This is a genomic window from Fibrella aestuarina BUZ 2 (assembly GCF_000331105.1).
In the GTDB taxonomy this organism is placed as follows: Bacteria; Bacteroidota; Bacteroidia; order Cytophagales; family Spirosomataceae; genus Fibrella; species Fibrella aestuarina.
Map to the genome: position 1 here is coordinate 5,645,815 of NC_020054.1, position 17,859 is coordinate 5,663,673.

14 protein-coding genes are annotated in these 17,859 nt (G+C 58.0%); 4 read left to right on the forward strand and 10 right to left on the reverse strand.

Features of this window, described 5'->3' with window-relative positions; translation table 11 throughout:
- Positions 1 to 6: 6 nt before the first annotated feature.
- The 3 genes from FAES_RS23360 to FAES_RS23370 all read right to left on the reverse strand — a co-directional run bounded on the left by FAES_RS23360 (position 7) and on the right by FAES_RS23370 (position 4,152).
- A complete protein-coding gene (locus FAES_RS23360; protein WP_015333660.1) occupies positions 7 to 1,269 on the reverse strand; it encodes an MFS transporter in 1,263 nt (420 codons plus the stop codon).
- A gap of 56 nt (positions 1,270 to 1,325) precedes the next feature.
- Complete coding sequence (locus FAES_RS23365) at positions 1,326 to 2,174, reverse strand: hypothetical protein (RefSeq protein WP_015333661.1); 849 nt, start codon at positions 2,172 to 2,174, stop codon at positions 1,326 to 1,328.
- Positions 2,175 to 2,241: 67 nt separating this feature from the next.
- Positions 2,242 to 4,152: a M1 family metallopeptidase gene (locus tag FAES_RS23370; protein ID WP_015333662.1), complete on the reverse strand. Its 1,911-nt coding sequence runs from the start codon at positions 4,150 to 4,152 to the stop codon at positions 2,242 to 2,244.
- Positions 4,153 to 4,215: 63 nt separating this feature from the next.
- Between FAES_RS23370 and FAES_RS23375 the strand changes: the two genes are divergently transcribed.
- From FAES_RS23375 to FAES_RS23385, 3 genes are all read left to right on the forward strand, one after another.
- Complete coding sequence (locus FAES_RS23375) at positions 4,216 to 4,476, forward strand: hypothetical protein (RefSeq protein WP_015333663.1); 261 nt, start codon at positions 4,216 to 4,218, stop codon at positions 4,474 to 4,476.
- 66 nt (positions 4,477 to 4,542) lie between these two features.
- Positions 4,543 to 7,038: an HRDC domain-containing protein gene (locus FAES_RS23380; RefSeq protein ID WP_015333664.1), complete on the forward strand. Its 2,496-nt coding sequence runs from the start codon at positions 4,543 to 4,545 to the stop codon at positions 7,036 to 7,038.
- A 262-nt stretch (positions 7,039 to 7,300) separates the two neighbouring features.
- Positions 7,301 to 8,653 carry a tetratricopeptide repeat protein gene (locus FAES_RS23385; protein ID WP_015333665.1) on the forward strand — a complete coding sequence of 451 codons (1,353 nt, stop codon included), beginning with the start codon at positions 7,301 to 7,303 and terminating at the stop codon, positions 8,651 to 8,653.
- 77 nt (positions 8,654 to 8,730) lie between these two features.
- Here the strand turns inward: FAES_RS23385 and FAES_RS23390 are convergent, their stop codons facing one another.
- The 6 genes from FAES_RS23390 to gcvH form a co-directional block, all read right to left on the reverse strand.
- Entirely contained in the window at positions 8,731 to 9,180 is a 450-nt protein-coding gene (locus tag FAES_RS23390; RefSeq protein WP_148289436.1) for a VanZ family protein, read from the reverse strand.
- On the reverse strand, positions 9,177 to 9,899 hold the full coding sequence (gldF, locus tag FAES_RS23395) for a gliding motility-associated ABC transporter permease subunit GldF (protein ID WP_041259399.1): 723 nt from the start codon (positions 9,897 to 9,899) through the stop codon (positions 9,177 to 9,179). Before gldF ends, FAES_RS23390 begins: the two co-directional genes overlap by 4 nt.
- Before the next feature lies 1 nt (position 9,900).
- Positions 9,901 to 10,449 (reverse strand): DUF4199 domain-containing protein, encoded by a 549-nt coding sequence (locus tag FAES_RS23400; protein ID WP_015333668.1) that lies wholly within the window; start codon positions 10,447 to 10,449, stop codon positions 9,901 to 9,903.
- A complete protein-coding gene (locus FAES_RS23405; protein WP_015333669.1) occupies positions 10,449 to 10,994 on the reverse strand; it encodes a DUF4199 domain-containing protein in 546 nt (181 codons plus the stop codon). The genes FAES_RS23400 and FAES_RS23405 overlap by 1 nt, the downstream gene beginning before the upstream one ends.
- 72 nt (positions 10,995 to 11,066) lie before the next feature.
- Entirely contained in the window at positions 11,067 to 12,425 is a 1,359-nt protein-coding gene (locus tag FAES_RS23410) for a dihydroorotase (RefSeq protein WP_015333670.1), read from the reverse strand.
- Positions 12,426 to 12,526: 101 nt separating this feature from the next.
- Positions 12,527 to 12,910: a glycine cleavage system protein GcvH gene (gene gcvH / locus FAES_RS23415; RefSeq protein ID WP_015333671.1), complete on the reverse strand. Its 384-nt coding sequence runs from the start codon at positions 12,908 to 12,910 to the stop codon at positions 12,527 to 12,529.
- A 165-nt stretch (positions 12,911 to 13,075) separates the two neighbouring features.
- On the opposite strand from gcvH, the gene FAES_RS23420 reads away from it, so the two are divergent.
- Entirely contained in the window at positions 13,076 to 14,602 is a 1,527-nt protein-coding gene (locus FAES_RS23420) for a flavin-containing monooxygenase (protein WP_015333672.1), read from the forward strand.
- A gap of 14 nt (positions 14,603 to 14,616) precedes the next feature.
- On the opposite strand, the gene FAES_RS23425 is transcribed toward FAES_RS23420, so the two are convergent.
- Positions 14,617 to 17,679: a DEAD/DEAH box helicase gene (locus tag FAES_RS23425; protein WP_041258329.1), complete on the reverse strand. Its 3,063-nt coding sequence runs from the start codon at positions 17,677 to 17,679 to the stop codon at positions 14,617 to 14,619.
- Positions 17,680 to 17,859: the final 180 nt, after the last annotated feature.

The window sequence follows — 17,859 nt, forward strand, 5'->3', positions numbered from 1 at the left end:
CCCCCCCTACTCTTCCAGGAAATCCATCTCTTTGCCGTGGGTTTCGGGGATGGTGAGCACGCTGTAAATGCCGATGGCGAAGGCAATGACGCCCACAATGGCACCAGCCGTGATGACGCCCTGCGTGGGTTTTACGGTCTGGTAGAGGGTCGTCATCGGGAAAACCAGTCCGCGCACCATGTTGGGCACGGTGGTGGCGGCCGTGGCGCGCAGGTTCGTACCAAATTGCTCGGCCCCGATGGTTACGAACATGGCCCAGTAGCCAATGCCGAAGCCCAAGGCCAGACACGCCATGTACAGGGCTGTATCGGATTGCAGCCCGCCGAACAGATACACCACGCTGGCCGCCAGCGTAAAGAGCATCAGGCCCAGCACGGCTTTCCGACGCGATGCCAGCGCCTGACTGATAAACCCGCTCGCCAGGTCGCCCGTGGATAGGCCCACGTAGCACCACATGATGGCCAGCCCCGGTTTCACCTCCTGCGTAATGCCGAGCGCCGTACCAAACTCGTTAGAAAACGTCGCCAGAATCCCGATCACAAACCAGGTGGGAATGCCCAGCCCGATGCATTTCATGTAGCGGCTGAAGCGGTCGGCGTTGGTGAAAAAGGCGAAGAAATTTCCCTTGTTCACAGCATGGTTCGACGACACATTTTTGTACATCCCCGACTCCACCACGCCAACGCGCAGCAACAACAGACCGATGCCCATGCCGCCGCCGATAAAGTAGGCAATGTTCCAGTCGAAGAGTTTGACAGTAAAATAAGCCACCACCGCCCCAAACAGGCCAATGCCTGCCACCAGCGACGTACCGATGGCCCGTAGCCGCGTGGGTAACACCTCGCTGACGAGCGTGATACCCGCGCCCAGCTCGCCTGCCAGGCCCACGCCCGCCACAAACCGCATCAGGGCGTAGTAGGTAACCTTGTCCATGAAGGTGACGGACGGAATAAAGCCGCAGGCAATGTTGGCCAGTGAGTAGGTGATGATCGAACCAAACAAGACCGACAACCGGCCCCGTTTATCACCCAGAATCCCCCACAGGATACCACCCAGCAGCAGGCCGATCATCTGCCAGTTGAAGATGAGCGTGCCGTCGGTGGAAATCTGCTCGGGGGTCAGCCCCAGCGATTGCAGGCTGGGAACCCGCACGATACCGAAGAGCAACAGATCGTAGATATCGACAAAGTAGCCCAAAGCGGCCACAATAACGGGTAGGCTGAATAAGCCCGTTGTCTGTACAGGTTTAGAGGTAAGGGAGGATTGCATAGGGCAAGTTTACAAAGGAAAGGCCTTTTCTGGTAGACAGACAAGTAAGAACCCCATTAACCCGGAAGGCGTACCGAACTAAGCAGTTGCCCACTCACTGTGTAGGCCACACGCAGCATCACGATTTTCAGCAATAGTCGCCCCAGGATGATGGCTTGTTGCAGCACCACCATCAGCAAAATCAGCGGCCAGTTGCGCATCGGGAGCAGGTCATCGATCAGCAGGTACAGGCCCATCAGCCCGGCCACCAGCGCCACCAGCAGCAGGTACCGGCCAAACGTGTTTCGCAGATGGCTCAACACAAATCGGCCCGCCAGTCCAAACGCCCGGAAAGCCCCCTGCTCGTCGGTGCGGAACATGTGCACTTTGGCGTAATCGGCCACGCACCAGACCAGCAACGTACCCAGCCCGCCCACGGCAAACCCGCCGAAACCCAGCCAGAATAGTCCCCGCTCGGTAAGCGAATCGGCGAAGGCCGTAGCCAGCAAAATCCCGATCAGGAACGGTACCAGAAACACGGCCAGTGTAAACAGCGCTGTCACGCCCAGCAACCGAACGTACCTGGCCAGGTAGTGCGTGCCCGCCTGCCAGAACGATGGCAGAGGAATCGGGGCCGTCAGTTGAAAGCTGTAGAGCAACCCGCCCGACGCCCAGGTCCAGACCAGCACAAACAGCAGCGACGTCAACACGCCCGCCCGCAACGCCGGCCCAATCGCCTTGTCGTTATGTTGCATGAAATCGCTGACGACCGTGTAGTCGAATCCGGCGAGCAGTTGCAGTGGTGCCCGTGAGCCATCGGCCACCTCGTTCAGGCTCACAAACAGGGCATACGTACCCGGCAGGGCCAGCAGCAGGGCAATCCCGTACAACAGCAGCAACACGCGGGGCGACGAAAGACGAAACATAGACGGGCAGTGAATTAAGAAACAGTAGCAGGAATGGTGAAGAGGCTTCGCTTCGTAAGAGTCAGGGTCACGCCAGCATCAGCCATTCGAGCCAGAAAAGAAACTTGGCGGCAAACTTGGCGGCGGGGGCCGATGACGATCTCAACGTCAGGCTGTTGTTCGTAAAATCGGTATCCATATACAGCTTTTGCTTCGGGTCGACTTCGGCCCAGTCGATGCGTCCTTTGCCACCCACCGCGAAGGTGTGCGTGCGCGCCTTTCCATCCCAGCGCAGCGTTTGTTCCCTGCCGTCGCTGAAATGAATCAGTACCTCAACGGGTAGCTGCATATCGCCCAGCCGATCGACGCGCACCGTGGGCGAACTACCGTTGCGGATGGTGGCCAGTTTGTAGTCGCAGACCTGATCACCGAACAGCACCTGCTCGAAAAACCAGTTCATGTCAGATCCGTATTGGGCGCCCAGACGGCGCGGCACCAGCTCATTCACCACGTCAATAAAGCTCTGCGCATTAGGGTGTTTGAATCGCCATCGCAGGAAGTACGTCTGCATGATCTCGTCCATAAGTGGGCGCCCCACCAACCCGTCCAGCGTGCGCAGCCAGGTGGCCGTTTTCTGGTAGGTCAACGAGCCATAATAACCCGCCGGTAGCTGCCACACATTTCCGTAAGCTGGCCCAATCGCCGGATTGTCGAGGTGGACGTACCCATCGCGCGATGCTTCCAGATCGCCCATCCGAAACCCGAACCAGTCGATCTGACTTTGCCGGGGGCCATACCATTCATCCATGATTCGGCCTTCGTAATACTGGTTGAAGCCCTCGTCGAGCCAGGCTTCCTCAAACTCATTACTGGCCAATAGCTGCATAAAATATTGATGCCCAAACTCATGCACCGTCACCAGTTCCGGGAAGCGCATACCGGCGGGCAGGCCCCAGCTCGTCCCCGCCGTGATGAACGTGGGATACTCCATCCCCGCCGCCCCAGAGGCGTGCAGAGGCGGGTCCACGATCGTCAGCGTGTTGTGGGGGTACGTACCCAGGTGCCGGTCGAAGTAGGTAAGGGCTGTTTTGGCGGCGTCGAGGTGGCGTTGGGCCTGCGCGCTGTGTTCGGGTTGCAGCAGCAGCCGGATACGTACCTGATTACCCGCCCGGCCTTTCCAGGTATCGTTGACTACCTCGAACTGGGGCGAGGCGGTCCAGGCAAAATCGACCACATCGGCCGCCTGCCAGCGCTGGGTTTTGGTGCCATCGCGGTTTACGGTTTCGCGTAGCAACTGCCCCGTCGCTCCGATTTGCAGGGTTTTATCCGTCGTAATCGACACGTCGTAAGTACCGTAATCAGCGTAGAACTCCGAGTGCGCGTGAAACTGGTGGCAGTTCCAACCGCCCTGGGTACGTCCCCGCACGCCCGCCGCTTCGTAAACCGCGATCTTGGGAAACCACTGGCCGACCAGAAAAAAATCGCGGCTGAAGCCCGTCCGGGCAAAGATTTTAGGCAGCTTGGCCTCGAACGCCATATCGAGTTCAATGGTCTCGCCGGGGCGTACTGGGCGGCTTAGCGGCACCCGCATCACCGTCCGGTCGTCGGGGTTGAGGTCGTCAGGCTGGGCAAAACGCATCGCGCCCGTCAGGCGCTCGCCGGTGCGGCGGTCGGTGAGGGTTGTGACCTTCGTCCAGCCGTAATTGGCCTGCTCTGATTTGTCCATCTGATCGCCCCGCAACTGCCCGCCCGACTCGCGCATGAACGTCGATTTCTGATCCCGAAACGCGTTGAGATACAAGTGGAACCAAAGCTCACGAATCGGGTCGGTCGAGGTATTGCGCCAGGTGAGCGTCTGCCGCCCATCGAGGCGCCTGGTCGTCGGGTTAAGCCGCACGTCGATCCGGTAATTGGCTATGCGCGGACTCAGGGCAACGTCGGCCCGGGCCAGGCTGGCCCAGAGGCATAAAGGCAGCAGAAGCAGGTACAGGCGAGGCATCGGTTCGGTATTTTTGCGACTAAAAGTAAAACTTTGTCCGTTCTGGCCAATGCCGCTTCCCTTATGACAAATGCCCAACTGACCTGGCTTGGTAAACTCCTCCTCAACCTGTTGGGCTTGGCGGTGGCGATCTGGTTTGTGTACCGGGCCGGGCTTAACATACTGTTGCTATTCAGTTACCGGTCGTTGGCCACCAACCCGCTGTATGGGTTTCTGGTGCATGATCTGGTCATCATCGTCATCGGGCTTATTGCCATCTGGTCTTGCTTCCGGCTGGTCGAAAATCTCTACAAGCTCGCCATCAACCCGCCCCGCAACGCCTAGCGGTCCAACGCTGGCTCGTCGCTCATTCCGTCGTATTTTAGCAGACAAATTTGAGCCTGCCGTCCGTTGAAGTCTGCTTCCCCCATCAATCAGCGCCTTGAACTAGCGCACAGCTACGTCCTGCACACCAACCAGAATGTGTTTCTAACTGGTAAAGCGGGCACGGGCAAGACCACCTTTCTGCACCAGATCAAGCAGTTATCGGCCAAACGGCTGGTGGTCGTCGCACCAACGGGCGTGGCCGCTATCAACGCCGGCGGTGTCACCATTCATTCGCTGTTTCAGCTTCCCTTCGGGCCGATTATTCCGGGCGCCAAACAGGAAAACCGGAAGTTCTCCCGCGAAAAAATCCGTCTGCTCCGTACGCTCGATCTGCTCGTTATCGACGAAATCAGCATGGTTCGGGCCGACGTGCTCGACGGTATTGATGAGGTGTTGCGGCGCTACCGCTACAGCCAGGAACCGTTTGGTGGGGTGCAACTGCTACTTATCGGCGACATGCAACAACTGCCGCCCGTGATCCGCGACGACGATTGGGCGCTGCTTCGCCCCTACTATGAATCGGGTTATTTTTTCAGCAGCCACGCCCTGCGCGAAACGCCCTATGTGTCGATCGAACTGACACACATCTATCGGCAGGCCGACCAACGCTTTATCAATCTGCTTAACGGTATTCGCGAGAAGACGATCACCGCTGAAGGCCTCGCCGACCTCAACCAACGCTACGTACCTGATTTTACCCCCAACGACCGCGACGGCTACATCACGCTGGCGACCCACAACCAGACTGCCCAGCAGATCAACAGCCAGAAACTCACCGACCTCACCACCCGCCTGCATACCTACGAAGCCGTAGTCACCGACGACTTTCCCGAGCCGATGTACCCGGCCGAATTCTCGCTCGAACTGAAAGTGGGCGCGCAGGTGATGTTTGTCAAAAACGACAGCTCGCCCGATAAGCAGTACTACAACGGCAAGATTGGCCAGATCGCCGAACTTGGCTCTGACTACGTGAGCGTGAAATGCGCGGGTGAGTTTGTGCCCATCGTGACCGGGCCCGTCGAGTGGCAGAACATCCGCTACAGCCTCGACGCCAAAACCGGCGAGATCCAGAGCGAAATCATCGGTACGTTCACGCAGTATCCGCTGCGGCTGGCCTGGGCCATCACCATTCACAAAAGCCAGGGGCTCACGTTCGAGCGGGCCATCATCGACGCCGGGCGGGCCTTCGCACACGGGCAGGTGTATGTGGCGCTCAGCCGCTGCAAAACCCTCGACGGCCTCGTGTTGCGCACGCCCATTCCGGCCAGCAGTATCAAAACCGAGTTTGATCTGGAGCGTTTTCACGAAGACGTGCAGACCAAAACACCCACCGAGCAACACCTGCACAACGCCAAACGCGCCAATCAGGAGCAGTTGCTGCACGATCTGTTTGCGTTCGAACAGGCCGCTTACCTGCTGAGCCGCGTCCGCAAGGTCGTCGACGACAACGTCCGCACGCTGCCGGCTCCGTTGGTGGAGCAGTTGAACGAACTCCAGACTACGCTGACCGATAAAGCGCGGGTGGTGGGGCACCGGTTCCGGAAACAGTTACCCAATTATTTTGGTCAGGAGCCCCTCCCCGAAGCCAACACCGACCTGCAACAGCGCATCCAGAAAGCTGGAGCCTATTTCAAAACCGTGCTCGCCGACGAATTGCTCCCGCTGATCTACGACGCCCCCACCGATACCGACAACAAGCAGGTACGAACCGATCTGCTCGAAGCCCTCGACGAACTGGAACGCGAGCTGACCACAAAACTAGCCCTCTTTACTCGCTGCGCCGAGGGCTTCGATGCGCTGGCCTATCTGCAGGTACGTAACCAGGCCGAACTGGCCTTTATGCCCAACCGCAAAAAAGTGGAGCGCGCCGCCGGGCAACCCGATAAAGCCCCGAAAGCGGGTGACCGCAGCAATCGGCCCAGCAGCCTCTATTTCGAATTACTGAAATGGCGGGGCCGCATGGCCGAAGAGCACAACAGCCCGGCCTATTTCATCATGAGCCAGCAAACCGTGACCGAGATTGCGACCAAGCGCCCGGAAACGATCGACGCGCTTGCCAAGATCAAGGGCGTCGGGAAGGCTAAGGCCAAACGCATCGGCGACGAAATCCTGGCCATCATCGAACAGAATCCGGCCGATGGCCGCCCGGATGGACCACCGGCTCCAAAAGCCAATGTGTACGCCAAAGCAGGCGAAGCACCCGCCAGAAAAGCAACGAACAAGGCTGACAAAGAGCCCGTGTACGAAGCTACCCTGAAACTGTTTCTGCTGGGCAAGTCGATTGCCGCGATTGCCGAGCTGCGCGGCGTCACGGAGCAGACAATCGAGAATCACCTCACCCGTTGCATTAACCTCGGCCTACTGCCCGTCGAAGCAGTCCTGTCCGCCGAGAAACTGACGCTCATCTACAATACCCTTGGCTCCAAACGCCCCGCCAGCCTCACCGACGCTGTGCAGCAACTGGACGGCCTGGTCAGCTACACCGACCTGCGCTTTGCTTACGCAGCGGTAGGTCGCTAGGTACGGTCATCTGTAAACAGAGACTAGTTACTTATCAACAGGCTCGCCTTCTACGACTGTTTGTTAAACAGCTGGCAGTCAATCCATACAAAAATATCGTCATATAAGTAAAACTATTTAGTTAGTTTCCTATAGATTTAGTAGTCAACTATTGGTTACGAAACATTTTTCATCTTTTACCGCATAGTGCTTGCGCACAAGCTGTTAGCCGCCTAGTTTTGAGTGCCTAACAGAAATTTTTAACTGCCACAAACCAGCTTCAATGAAAAAATTCTATGCCTCCCTTTTTGCTGTCAGCTTGGCCTTGTTGACGTCGACAGGGGCCTTCAGCCAACAGACAGCTGTTGATTTTTTTAATGAAGGTATCCAGAAAAGTAACGCCAAAGACTTCACGGGTGCGCTTCAGGCGTTCACTACAGCCATCATCATGAACCCGGAAAATGCCCCTAGTTATTACAACCGGGCATTGGCCAAAACGAGCCTGAACGACATCCAGGGAGCCGTGTCGGATCTCGACCAGGCGATTGAGTTAAATCCGCAGGAAGCCAATGCGTATCTTTACCGGGGTATAAATCGGTCGAAACTGGAAGACAACCGGGGCGCCATGCAGGATTTCAACCGGGCCGTTGAACTCAGCCCCAATGATGCATTCCTGTACTACAATCGGGGTCTTTGCAAACTACAGCTGGGCTACTCAGCCGCAGCGTTGAACGACTTCAACCGGGCCTCGTCACTATCACCCAACGATGCCAACATCCTCACGGCACGGGGTAACTGCAAAAATGGCCTGAACGACTTCCGCGGTGCACTGGCCGATTTTGGTCTGGCGCTGGAAAAATCGCCCAACAAAACGACGGCACTCTCGGGCCGGGGCTACTCACGCTTCAAGTTGGAAGATTACAAGGGCTCGCTGGCTGATTTCTCGCGGGCTATTGAACTGGCCCCCACCGATGCCGATCTGTTTTACAAGCGTGGTCTGGTCAAAACCCGCATGGGCGAATTCGACAACGCCGTTGTGGATTACAACAAAACGCTTGAACTGAACCCCAATCATTATAAGGCGTATTTCAGCCGGGGCTTCTGCCGCAGCCGCACGGGCAATGCCAAAGTGGCGCTCGGCGACCTCGACAAGTCGATCGAAATGGACAACCGTTCTATCCAGACCAAAGCGTATTACAGCGAGTTTATCACCCAAAACATGCTGCCTCTGTTCGCCACCGTGGTACAGGAGCGGTATAAAGTGGCTGAACTTGGCGACGACCGCGCCGATGCCTACATCGTTCGGGGTATGCTGAAAAACGCCAACGGCGACAGCAAGCCAGCGCTACTCGATCTGAACCGCGCCGTTGAACTGAACCCCACGAGCGCCGAGTCGTATTTTATCCGCGGCATCATCCGCTCATCGCTTGGCGACCAGAAAGGGGCCATGATCGATTGCAACAGCACGGTTCGGCTGAACCCGCGCCACGCGGAAGCCTATTACCTGCGCGGCCTCATCCGCTACGATACGGGCGATGAGGTGAGCGGTTGCGCCGACCTCAGCCGTTCGGGTGAACTAGGCTATGTGCAGGCCTACAAAATCATCACCGAACGGTGTAATAAGACAGTACGTTAGCCTCAATGCCCAATGCGAAAGGCCCGGCTCATCCAGAGCCGGGCCTCTTTGTTTTACGCTGGTTGCCAGCTGATCAACTAGCTGAATTTACGACTGAATGTCGCCAGCAACCGAGCCAGCAACAGGCCAATCAACAACCCAATCACATCAGCTAGTGCATCTTGCCAATCGCCCGACCGGCCAATGGGCATCACGGCCTGATACACTTCCGACAGCACAGCGTAGGCCACGCCCCAAGCCAGTGTACGACGCTCCGAGAGCCCCGCCCAGCGCCACAGAAAGGCAAACCCTGCGAAGATGATTGTGTGTACGTTTTTGTCACTTCCCCCAACGTCAGGAGCCACATCCGTCGGCAGTGACAGACCAGCAAAAATGGCAATCGACCAGGCGATTGCGGCAGCACGCTGCCAATGAATATGAACGACCAGCCACATGATCAGGAAGGCAACAGAAACGACGGCCGCTGCTATGGCCTGATACCAATTTAGGCCCAGATAAGCCAGTATTGATTCGAGAGACTGGATCACAAGCGTTGAAGTCGCCGTTCGGCCAGGGCCAGGAACAGCACGGCCAGGCAAACCAGGTAGATGATGTTGCGCGTATCGAGCAGGCCCCGGCCCAACGCGCTGTACTGTTGGTCGAGGCTCAGGTATTCCAGCCAATAAGCGAGATCGGTAGTGCCAAACAGGGTGCTCAGCGTGCTCAGACCGGCGTAGAGCAGCAGGCAGGCCAACGCCCCCACCACAAACGCCACGACCTGATTGTCGTTAAGCGACGAAGCCCACAGCCCCACCGCGACAAATACACCAGCCAACAGCAACAGGCCGACATACGACCCTGCCACCACGGCCATGTCGATGGAACCGACCGGGTTGCCGAGCTGATAAAGCGAGTAGGCATACAACAGTGTGGGAGCGATCGTGAGAGCGACCAGCAGCCAGTTGGCGCCAAATTTACCCAGTACAATGCCCCACCGGCCTACGGGTTTGGTCAGTAGCCATTCGAGCGTACCGGCCCGCCGTTCATCGGCGATGGAGCGCATGGTAATGGCCGGTGCCAGAAACACCAGTACGTAGGGCGTCAGCACAAAAAACTGCCCCAGATCGGCGTATCCGTAGTCGAGCAGGTTGGTTTGCGGGAATACCCACAGCAGCAGCCCCACCACCGTCAGGAACGTACCCATGATGATGTAGGCGATCGCCGACCCAAAAAATTGATTGATTTCTTTCCGGAAAATAGCTACCACATCAATCAAACGGATTGTCTTTACGGCGGCGCATAAAGAGCGACACAATTAATGTTACGATGGTGCCGGCAAACGTCCACCAGAGTATGCTGAGCAGGAACGCCCCACCCGATGCCCCTTTCTTACGCTGCTGCGCTTCCAGCTCGCCCATCTGATCGTCGAACTTATCGAGTGCCTCGTCGGGAACACCCTGTGCTTCCATGAAGTCACGGGTTTGCTGCAAGGTCTTCGCGATGAGGTTCGGGTCGATAAACGCCTGATAAAATTGGGCGAAGGTGGTGTCGAGCAGGCCCATAATGGTGAACATCAGCGACCCCAGCCCAACGGCCTCACCAACCGACATATAGCCTTTGTTGAGGCTGCGGAATTCGCGCAGTGCCAGTACCAGCCCCGTCACGATGATAATGCCGTTGAGCACGCCGAAGAGGGTGCCCCCCATGCCGGAGTAGTAGCCCAGCGCGTAGCGGATGGTCGTAACCAGAATTTCAACGAGGCCAACGAGGCCACCCCATTTCAGGGCTAAGCGGGCGGTAGAGGGTTTTTCTTCCATTAGTCCAATGCACTATAATCCTGCTTGCGAAATACCAGCGAAATAATCAGAATGGGCAGAATACCCAGCAGTGTTTTTTTGCCCAACATACTGAGTGGCAGCACGTCGGGCGTGGTGGCGGCCGTCTGCGCCAGTTGGGCTTTGTAGGCCTCTTCACCAAACGTTTTCACGTAGTTGGCTTTGTCATGCAGTTGAAACTGCGTCAGCTCGTTGATGTAGCGCGTAAACTCCGACGGATCAACCCAGGTTACGAAGGCGTAGATGAGCCAGCCCGCCACCAGTGCCGCCACCGTGTTGACCACGTAGCAGATGGTGAGGCCTTCCCACATGTGCAGCAACCCCTTGCCCACGTTTCGGCGGTAATACCAGACGGCCGCGATCATCACGATCAGGTGGATGCCAAAGTCGAACGGGTATTTCTCGTAGACGTACAACGCCGTAATGCCCAGCGTGTGTAGCCCCAGAAACAGCAGGAACGCCGCCAGACCGGCCCCCAGGCCAAACAGCAGCGGGACTCGTAGAAGTGGGTGATTGAAGTAGTTCATGGCAGAAAGCGCTTGGCTGTCGTCTCGAAACCCACCCGCCGGAAGCCGGATAGCCAACGGCAGCCCGGCGCGTTACAGGATTGTGGTGATGACCCTACCTGTGAGGGTCTTGCCCAGGAAGGGTGAATTTTTGGCGGGCGTAATCGGCCTTTCATACGTCCAGGTGGCCGTGGGGTCAAACAGAGTCAGCGTAGCCGGTTGCCCCTCGGCGATGGAAACGGCTGGTAACCCCAATACCCGGCGCGGCCCCACCGTAAAGCGATCAACCAACGTACCCAGTATGGACGTACCCAGTGTGGATACACCCGGTATGGACGTACCCGCCGATTCGGGTCGTATGGACGTACCTGACGCTGACTGTTGCTCGTTGGCTTTTGTCAGCAGCGCTACGAAGGCCGTTTCCAGGCCCGTAATGCCAAACTCCGCCATGTCGAACTCGATGTTCTTGCTTTCCTCGTCGTGGGGGTGGTGGTCCGTCACGATCAGGTCAATGGTACCATCGGCGAGCCCATCCCAGAGCGCCGCCACGTCCTCGGCCGACCGGAAAGGCGGATTCACCTTCAGGTTGGTGTCGAATCCGGCCAGATCGGCATCGGTGAAAAGGAGCTGATGGGCCGCGACATCGCAGCTCACGGGTAAGCCCTGCGCTTTAGCCTGCCGTACCAGCGCTACCGATTCGGCCGACGACAGACAGGCAAAATGCAGCATCGGCGTCGACGGTCGGGTTGGTTGTCCATCGAGTACGTAGGTCAGCAGCCGTAGGTCGCGGGCAATCAGTATGGCTTCGGCCATGGCGGGCATTCCTTTCAGGCCCAGCCGGGTGCTTTGCTCGCCTTCGTGCATCTGCCCGTAGCGCGTCAGCAGGGTATCTTCGGGCCGGTTGATCAGCAACCCGCCAAACGGTTGCAGGTATTGCAGCGTCTTGAGCAGCAGATCGGGGTTTTGCAGCGGGTGGTCGCCATCCGTGAAGGCAATGGCACCGGCCCGGTGCAGGTCGATCATGTCGGTGAAGTCCTCGCCTTTGGTGCCCTTCGTGATCGCCGCCGTCGGGTGTAGGCGGGCCGGTTGCCCTTCGCCCATCCGCCGCACGTACCCCAGCGTATCTTTCGAGTCGATAACGGGGTGCGTGTTGGGCAGTAGTACCACGTCGGTAAACCCACCGGCGGCGGCCGCTTTGGCCAGGTCAGTGAGCGTTTCGCGGTGTTCATGGCCGGGGTCGTTGGCGGCGGCCCGCCCATCGACCCAACCCGCCGACACGTGCAGATTGGCCCCTTCGATGACCCGCGCCCCGTCGGGAACAGGCATCGGCGAACCCGATCCGGATGGACTCAACTGCCGGATAAGGCCGTTTTCGAGGTGCAGGTCAACAACCTGATTATTGAGCGGCGAGGCCGCATCGACCACGCGGGCCGACCGGATGAGCAGGTGCATAGGCGTAAAAAAAACGTCCAATGTTCAACAGACAAGGCACAACGTGCGACACGCTGCGAACCTTCACCTTGAACGTTGAACGCTGAACGTACTACTAAGTCTTATTGACCAACCAGGTCTTTGTATGCCTCGGCCGTCATCAATTCGTCGAGGGCGGTACCTTCGGTTGGCTTCATGCGGATGATCCAGCCCCGGCCATACGGATCGGTATTGACCAGTTCGGGGCTTTTTTCGGTTTCGTCGTTGACCTCGAGCACCTCGCCGCTGATGGGCAGGAACAGGTCCGACACCGTTTTCACGGCTTCAACCGAACCGAAGATCTCGCCTTTTTCGAGCGATTGACCAACCGTCGTAATGTCTACGTACACGATGTCGCCCAGTTCATGCTGCGCGAAATCGGTAATGCCCACCGTGGCGGTGCCGTCGGCTTCCAGGCGAATCCACTCGTGGTCCTGGGTGTATTTGAGTTCGTCGGGGAACGTCATTGGTTTCGGTAATTACTGAGCCGCAAAAATAGGGCTAGAAGTGGTAAGTCCTATCCGAAAAGTCGGATCGATGCAGCCACCCGCCGTATCTTCGCCCCGTGGCCAATAAACCGGCCTGCCGCCTGCGGGTTCCAACCCGGCGGCGCACCGATTCCAACTCTATTTATGCAACCCGACGTTCAGGTAGCGATCATTGGCGCTGGCTTTGCCGGCCTGGGTGCCGCCATCCGGCTTTCGCTGAGTGGGCGCCGTTCCTTTCTTGTCTTCGAACGGGGCAACGACGTAGGGGGCACCTGGCGCGAGAATACGTACCCCGGCTGTGCCTGCGACGTACCCTCCCACCTCTATTCGTTTTCGTTTGCGCCCAATCCGGCTTGGTCGAAAGCCTATTCGCCACAGCCCGAAATTCAGCAATACCTTCGGCACTGCGTCGATCAGTTCAACCTGCGCAGCCAGATTCGCTTCCAGACGGCCATCGTCGATACCCGCTGGGATGAGGCCACGACCCGCTGGCACCTGACCGATCAGCACGGCAACCAGACCACCGCGCGCGTAGTGGTGGCCGCCACCGGCCCCTTCACCCGCCCCAGCGTGCCGAAGCTGCCCGGCCTCGATACGTTTGCAGGCGCTGTTTTTCACTCGGCCCGCTGGAACCACGACTACGACCTTCGGGGCAAACGCGTAGCCGTGATTGGCACGGGCGCCAGCGCCATCCAGATCGTGCCCGCCCTGGCCCCGCTGGTGGCGCAGCTCACGGTTTTTCAGCGCACGCCTCCGTATGTGATGCCCCGCAATAACCGAACGTACCCAGCCTGGCAACAACGGCTCTACCGCGCGCTGCCCCTGGCGCAGCAACTGCATCGCAGCCTGCTTTACTGGATCAACGAAGCCGGTGGGCTGGCTTTTATGGGTAATGCATTATTGAATAAACTGGCGACCGGACAGGCCCGCAGGCACCTCGAAGCCCAGGTTAGCGACCCCGAACTACGCCGCCGCCTGTGGCCCACCTACACGCTCGGCTGCAAACGCGTGCTGGTGTCCGACGACTATTACCCTGCACTCACGCGCCCTAACGTGACGCTGGTGACCGACCCCATCGACACTGTTACGCCCACGGGTATCCGCACCACCGGCGCGGCCGGCCCGGCTGCCGAACAACCATTCGACGCCTTAATTTTTAGTACGGGTTTTCAGGTTGCCGACGTGCCCGTCGTTCAGCTCCCCAACGGCCGCACGGCGTTCTCATTCACCGGCCGAAACGGGCGCGACCTGCTGACCGAATGGGCCCAAACCGGCCCACAGGCACTGTATGGCATGACGGCATCGGGTTTTCCGAATCTGTTGTTTCTGCTGGGGCCCAACACCGGTTTGGGGCATACGTCGGTGATTCACATGATTGAGTCGCAGCTCAATTACCTGCTCAGTTACCTGCATACCCTCGAGCAGGCGGGCGACGATGCCTTTCTCGACGTAAAACCCGATCGCCAACGTACCCACAACGACGCGCTTCAGCAGCAAATGACGGGCACGGTCTGGGCGTCGGGATGCCAGAGCTGGTACATGGATGCCCAGGGCCGGAACACCACCCTTTGGCCCGCCCTGACGGTCACCTACCGCCAACGTACCCGGCGCGTTACGCTGGCCGATTACGTGATCGAACAGGCTGCGCCAGCCGTGAGCCAGGTGGTTTGATCGACCGGGTCTGCCTACTCCAGCAGCACCAGCACGTCTTCTTTAGTCAGCGACTTCACGAAGCTCTCTTCGCTCGTGACGAGTTCGCTGGCGAGACGTTGCTTGTTGCGTTGTAGCGCCAGAATCTTCTCCTCGACGGTGTTCTTCGTAATGAATTTGTAGGTAAACACGGGTTTCTGCTGCCCGATGCGGTGCGCCCGGTCGACGGCCTGCGCCTCGATGGCGGGGTTCCACCAGGGGTCGAGCAGGAAGACGTAGTCGGCAGCGGTGAGGTTATGCCCCAACCCACCGGCTTTGAGCGAAATCAGGAAGAGTTGCACCGAATCGTCGGTCTGGAAGCGCGCGACCTGCTCTTGCCGGTCGGTGCTGCCGCCGTCGAGGTAGGCGTAGCGGATCTGCTTCTCCTTCAGGTACTGTTTCACCACCGCCAGGTGTTTAATAAACTGGCTGAAGATCAGAATCTTGTGCCCTTCACCCAGCGCCGTTTCGAGCCGCATCCATACGTCCTGCAACTTGCCCGACTCGCCTTTGTAGTCCAGATCGACCAGGCGCGGGTGGTTGGCAATCTGCCGCAGTTTGGTCAGGCCCTGCAACACCACCATCTGCGATTTGGCCATGCCGTCGGCTTCGATGCGCTCCAGAATCAGGTTGCGGTAGTATGACTTGGCCTCTTCGTAGGTTTTTTCCTGCTCCGCCGTCATGTCGCAATACAGTACCGACTCCACTTTGGGCGGCAGATCGGTCGCGACCTGCTTTTTGTTACGGCGCAGCATGAACGGCTTAATCAGGCTGTAGAGCTTCTGCATTTTCTGCTCGTCGTTGCGTTTTTCGATTGGAACCTGGTAGGTGTTCCGGAAAAACGACTGACTGCCCAACAGACCGGGGTTGATGAACGTCATCTGCGTCCAGAGATCCATCGTGCTGTTTTCGAGCGGTGTACCCGTCAGAATGAGCCGGTGCGCCGAATTCAGTTGCATCACCGCCCGAGTAATGTACGAATTGGGATTTTTGATCGCCTGCGACTCGTCCATGATCACGTAGTCAAAGCGGTAATTTTTCAGCAGGTCAATGTCGATGCGCACGATGCCATACGACGTCAGGATCAGGTCATACCCGTCAAACTGGGCGGTATTTTTGTCGCGGTACGTACCCGTGTACACCAGCACGCGCAGGTCGGGCGTAAAGCGGCGGGCTTCCAGCTCCCAGTTGTAGAGCAGCGACGTGGGCATCACCAGCAACGACGGGCAGTGGTCGGACGACGACTCGTTTTCCTGATTCGCTTCTTTGCGCCCCTGCAACATCGCCAGCGTCATCACGGTCTTGCCCAGGCCCATATCGTCGGCCAGACAGCCGCCAAAGTGGTATTGCCGCAGGAAATTCATCCAGTCATAACCGGCTTTCTGATAGGGCCGCAACGTACCCAGGAAATGGTTGGGCATCGGAAACTCGTCGATCCCCTCAAACTCGCGCAACCCCTCCAGCCGCCGACTGATGACCGTCTCGGCCAGCGATTCGTTGTCCAGTTCCTGCACCAGCGACAAGTGATGTTTGGGCAGCACCACCCGCTCGCCAAACTGCCCACTGAGGCCCAGTTCGTCGTTTAGCGTCGAGAGTTCGGTAAAACCCACCAGCTCGGCGTACTTCACGAACCACGCTTCGGGAATCACCGCGATCTCACCGTTGGGCAGCGCAAACTCCCGTTTGTTGTTCAGGATCAGGTTACGCAGCTTCAGAAACGGAATCTCAAAGTCGCCGAACCGCACCTTGGCGTGAATATCAAACCAGTCGCGGCTTTCGCGGATGGAGATATCCAGGCTCGAATACCCCAGGAAATAGCGCCGCGTGTCGTCGGCGTTTTGCCGTAGTTGAAAGCCCGAGTCGATAAGCGCCTGCCGGTGGTCGTTGAGCCAGCTGAACGCCTGGGTTTTGGGCATCGCCAGCCGCCCGTTGCGCAGGTCGAGGCCCTGATCGCGCAGCAGCGAAAACCGTTGGCGTTCGGCTTTCAGATCGCGCTTGATTTTGTGGAAGACAAACTCGTCGCCGACCTGTTCGAGGCTCACATTGGCCGCGTTGGCGAAGCTATCGAACCGGAACGTGAAGTCGCCGTACTGAAACGACAGATCGAACACCACCTCCGTGCTACCCGTATCGTCGGCGTCGGCCACGTCGATCTGGTTAAGATCGCCGAACAAGGCCGCCGACGGCACTGCCTGCTGCGCACCAACCCGCTCCGACAAGGTCAGCACGGGCGAGGGGCTGAGGGCCGCATAGCGGATTTCAAAGCCTTTGGCAAACACATCGTACTGCGCAATGAGCGGCACCATAAACCGCTGATAATACTGCGCTTCCATGTTTTTGGGCACCACAATGTGGTTCTTGTTCAGGAAGGGGCGCAGTTTTTTACCGTCGACCTCCACGCCCGCGTCGCCCTTGCCCAGCCGGGCAAAATGATACAGCTTGTTATTGACCAGCAGCCAGGCGGGTTCGTCGCAAAGAATCAGGGCGTTGCGGTGCTGAAACTCAACCCGCTCGGTGGTGGGTTTGCCGGTAGCATCTACCCCAGTCGGGTAGCGGATGATCGGGTAATAATGAGTGGCGTTGGGGTTACGGTCGAAATGAAAAAAGACACGCGCCGGTTCGGGCATAAACGTCACGGCCTCGCCCACCGGATCGCCATCGTTAGTCATCAGGAAGATCGTCTTCCCCGCCAGCAGCGGGAAAATCTGGGCTTTGGTGCGCTCTACGTAATCGCAGATCGCGTCCTGCATCACCTTGTCGCCCTTTTGCGGGTCATATACTTTCAGAAAGAAATCGACCGCCGACAGTTTTTTGGTATTGAAACGCCGCAGCAGGGTGTCCTGACAGATGTAATCGGTGAGGCGTACCAGTTCAAAATCACGTTCGTCGAGACCCGCCGAAAATTCGCGCACGTTTTGGGGCGACAGGCTTTGCGTTTGCAGGGTCAACTCGCCCTTTGCATTCAGATGCACCACAAACGCCTCGACCAAAAAGCCAAGGTATTCATGTTCGAGCAGCGAGTAAACGACCTGGAACGGTTCTGACGGTGAGACTTTCATACAAATACATAGAAAGCGATACCGAGCCATGGAATTGGCACGGGTAAGGCTATTCGTCTAAAAACGCTGAGTTAGTTAAAGCAACGCTGCGGAGACAGTTCAGTTGGGCACGTACCAGCATGAACTCGTATGTGCACATCTTGTAAATTAACTAGTTAATTCCCCAATTCCGCAACGTAT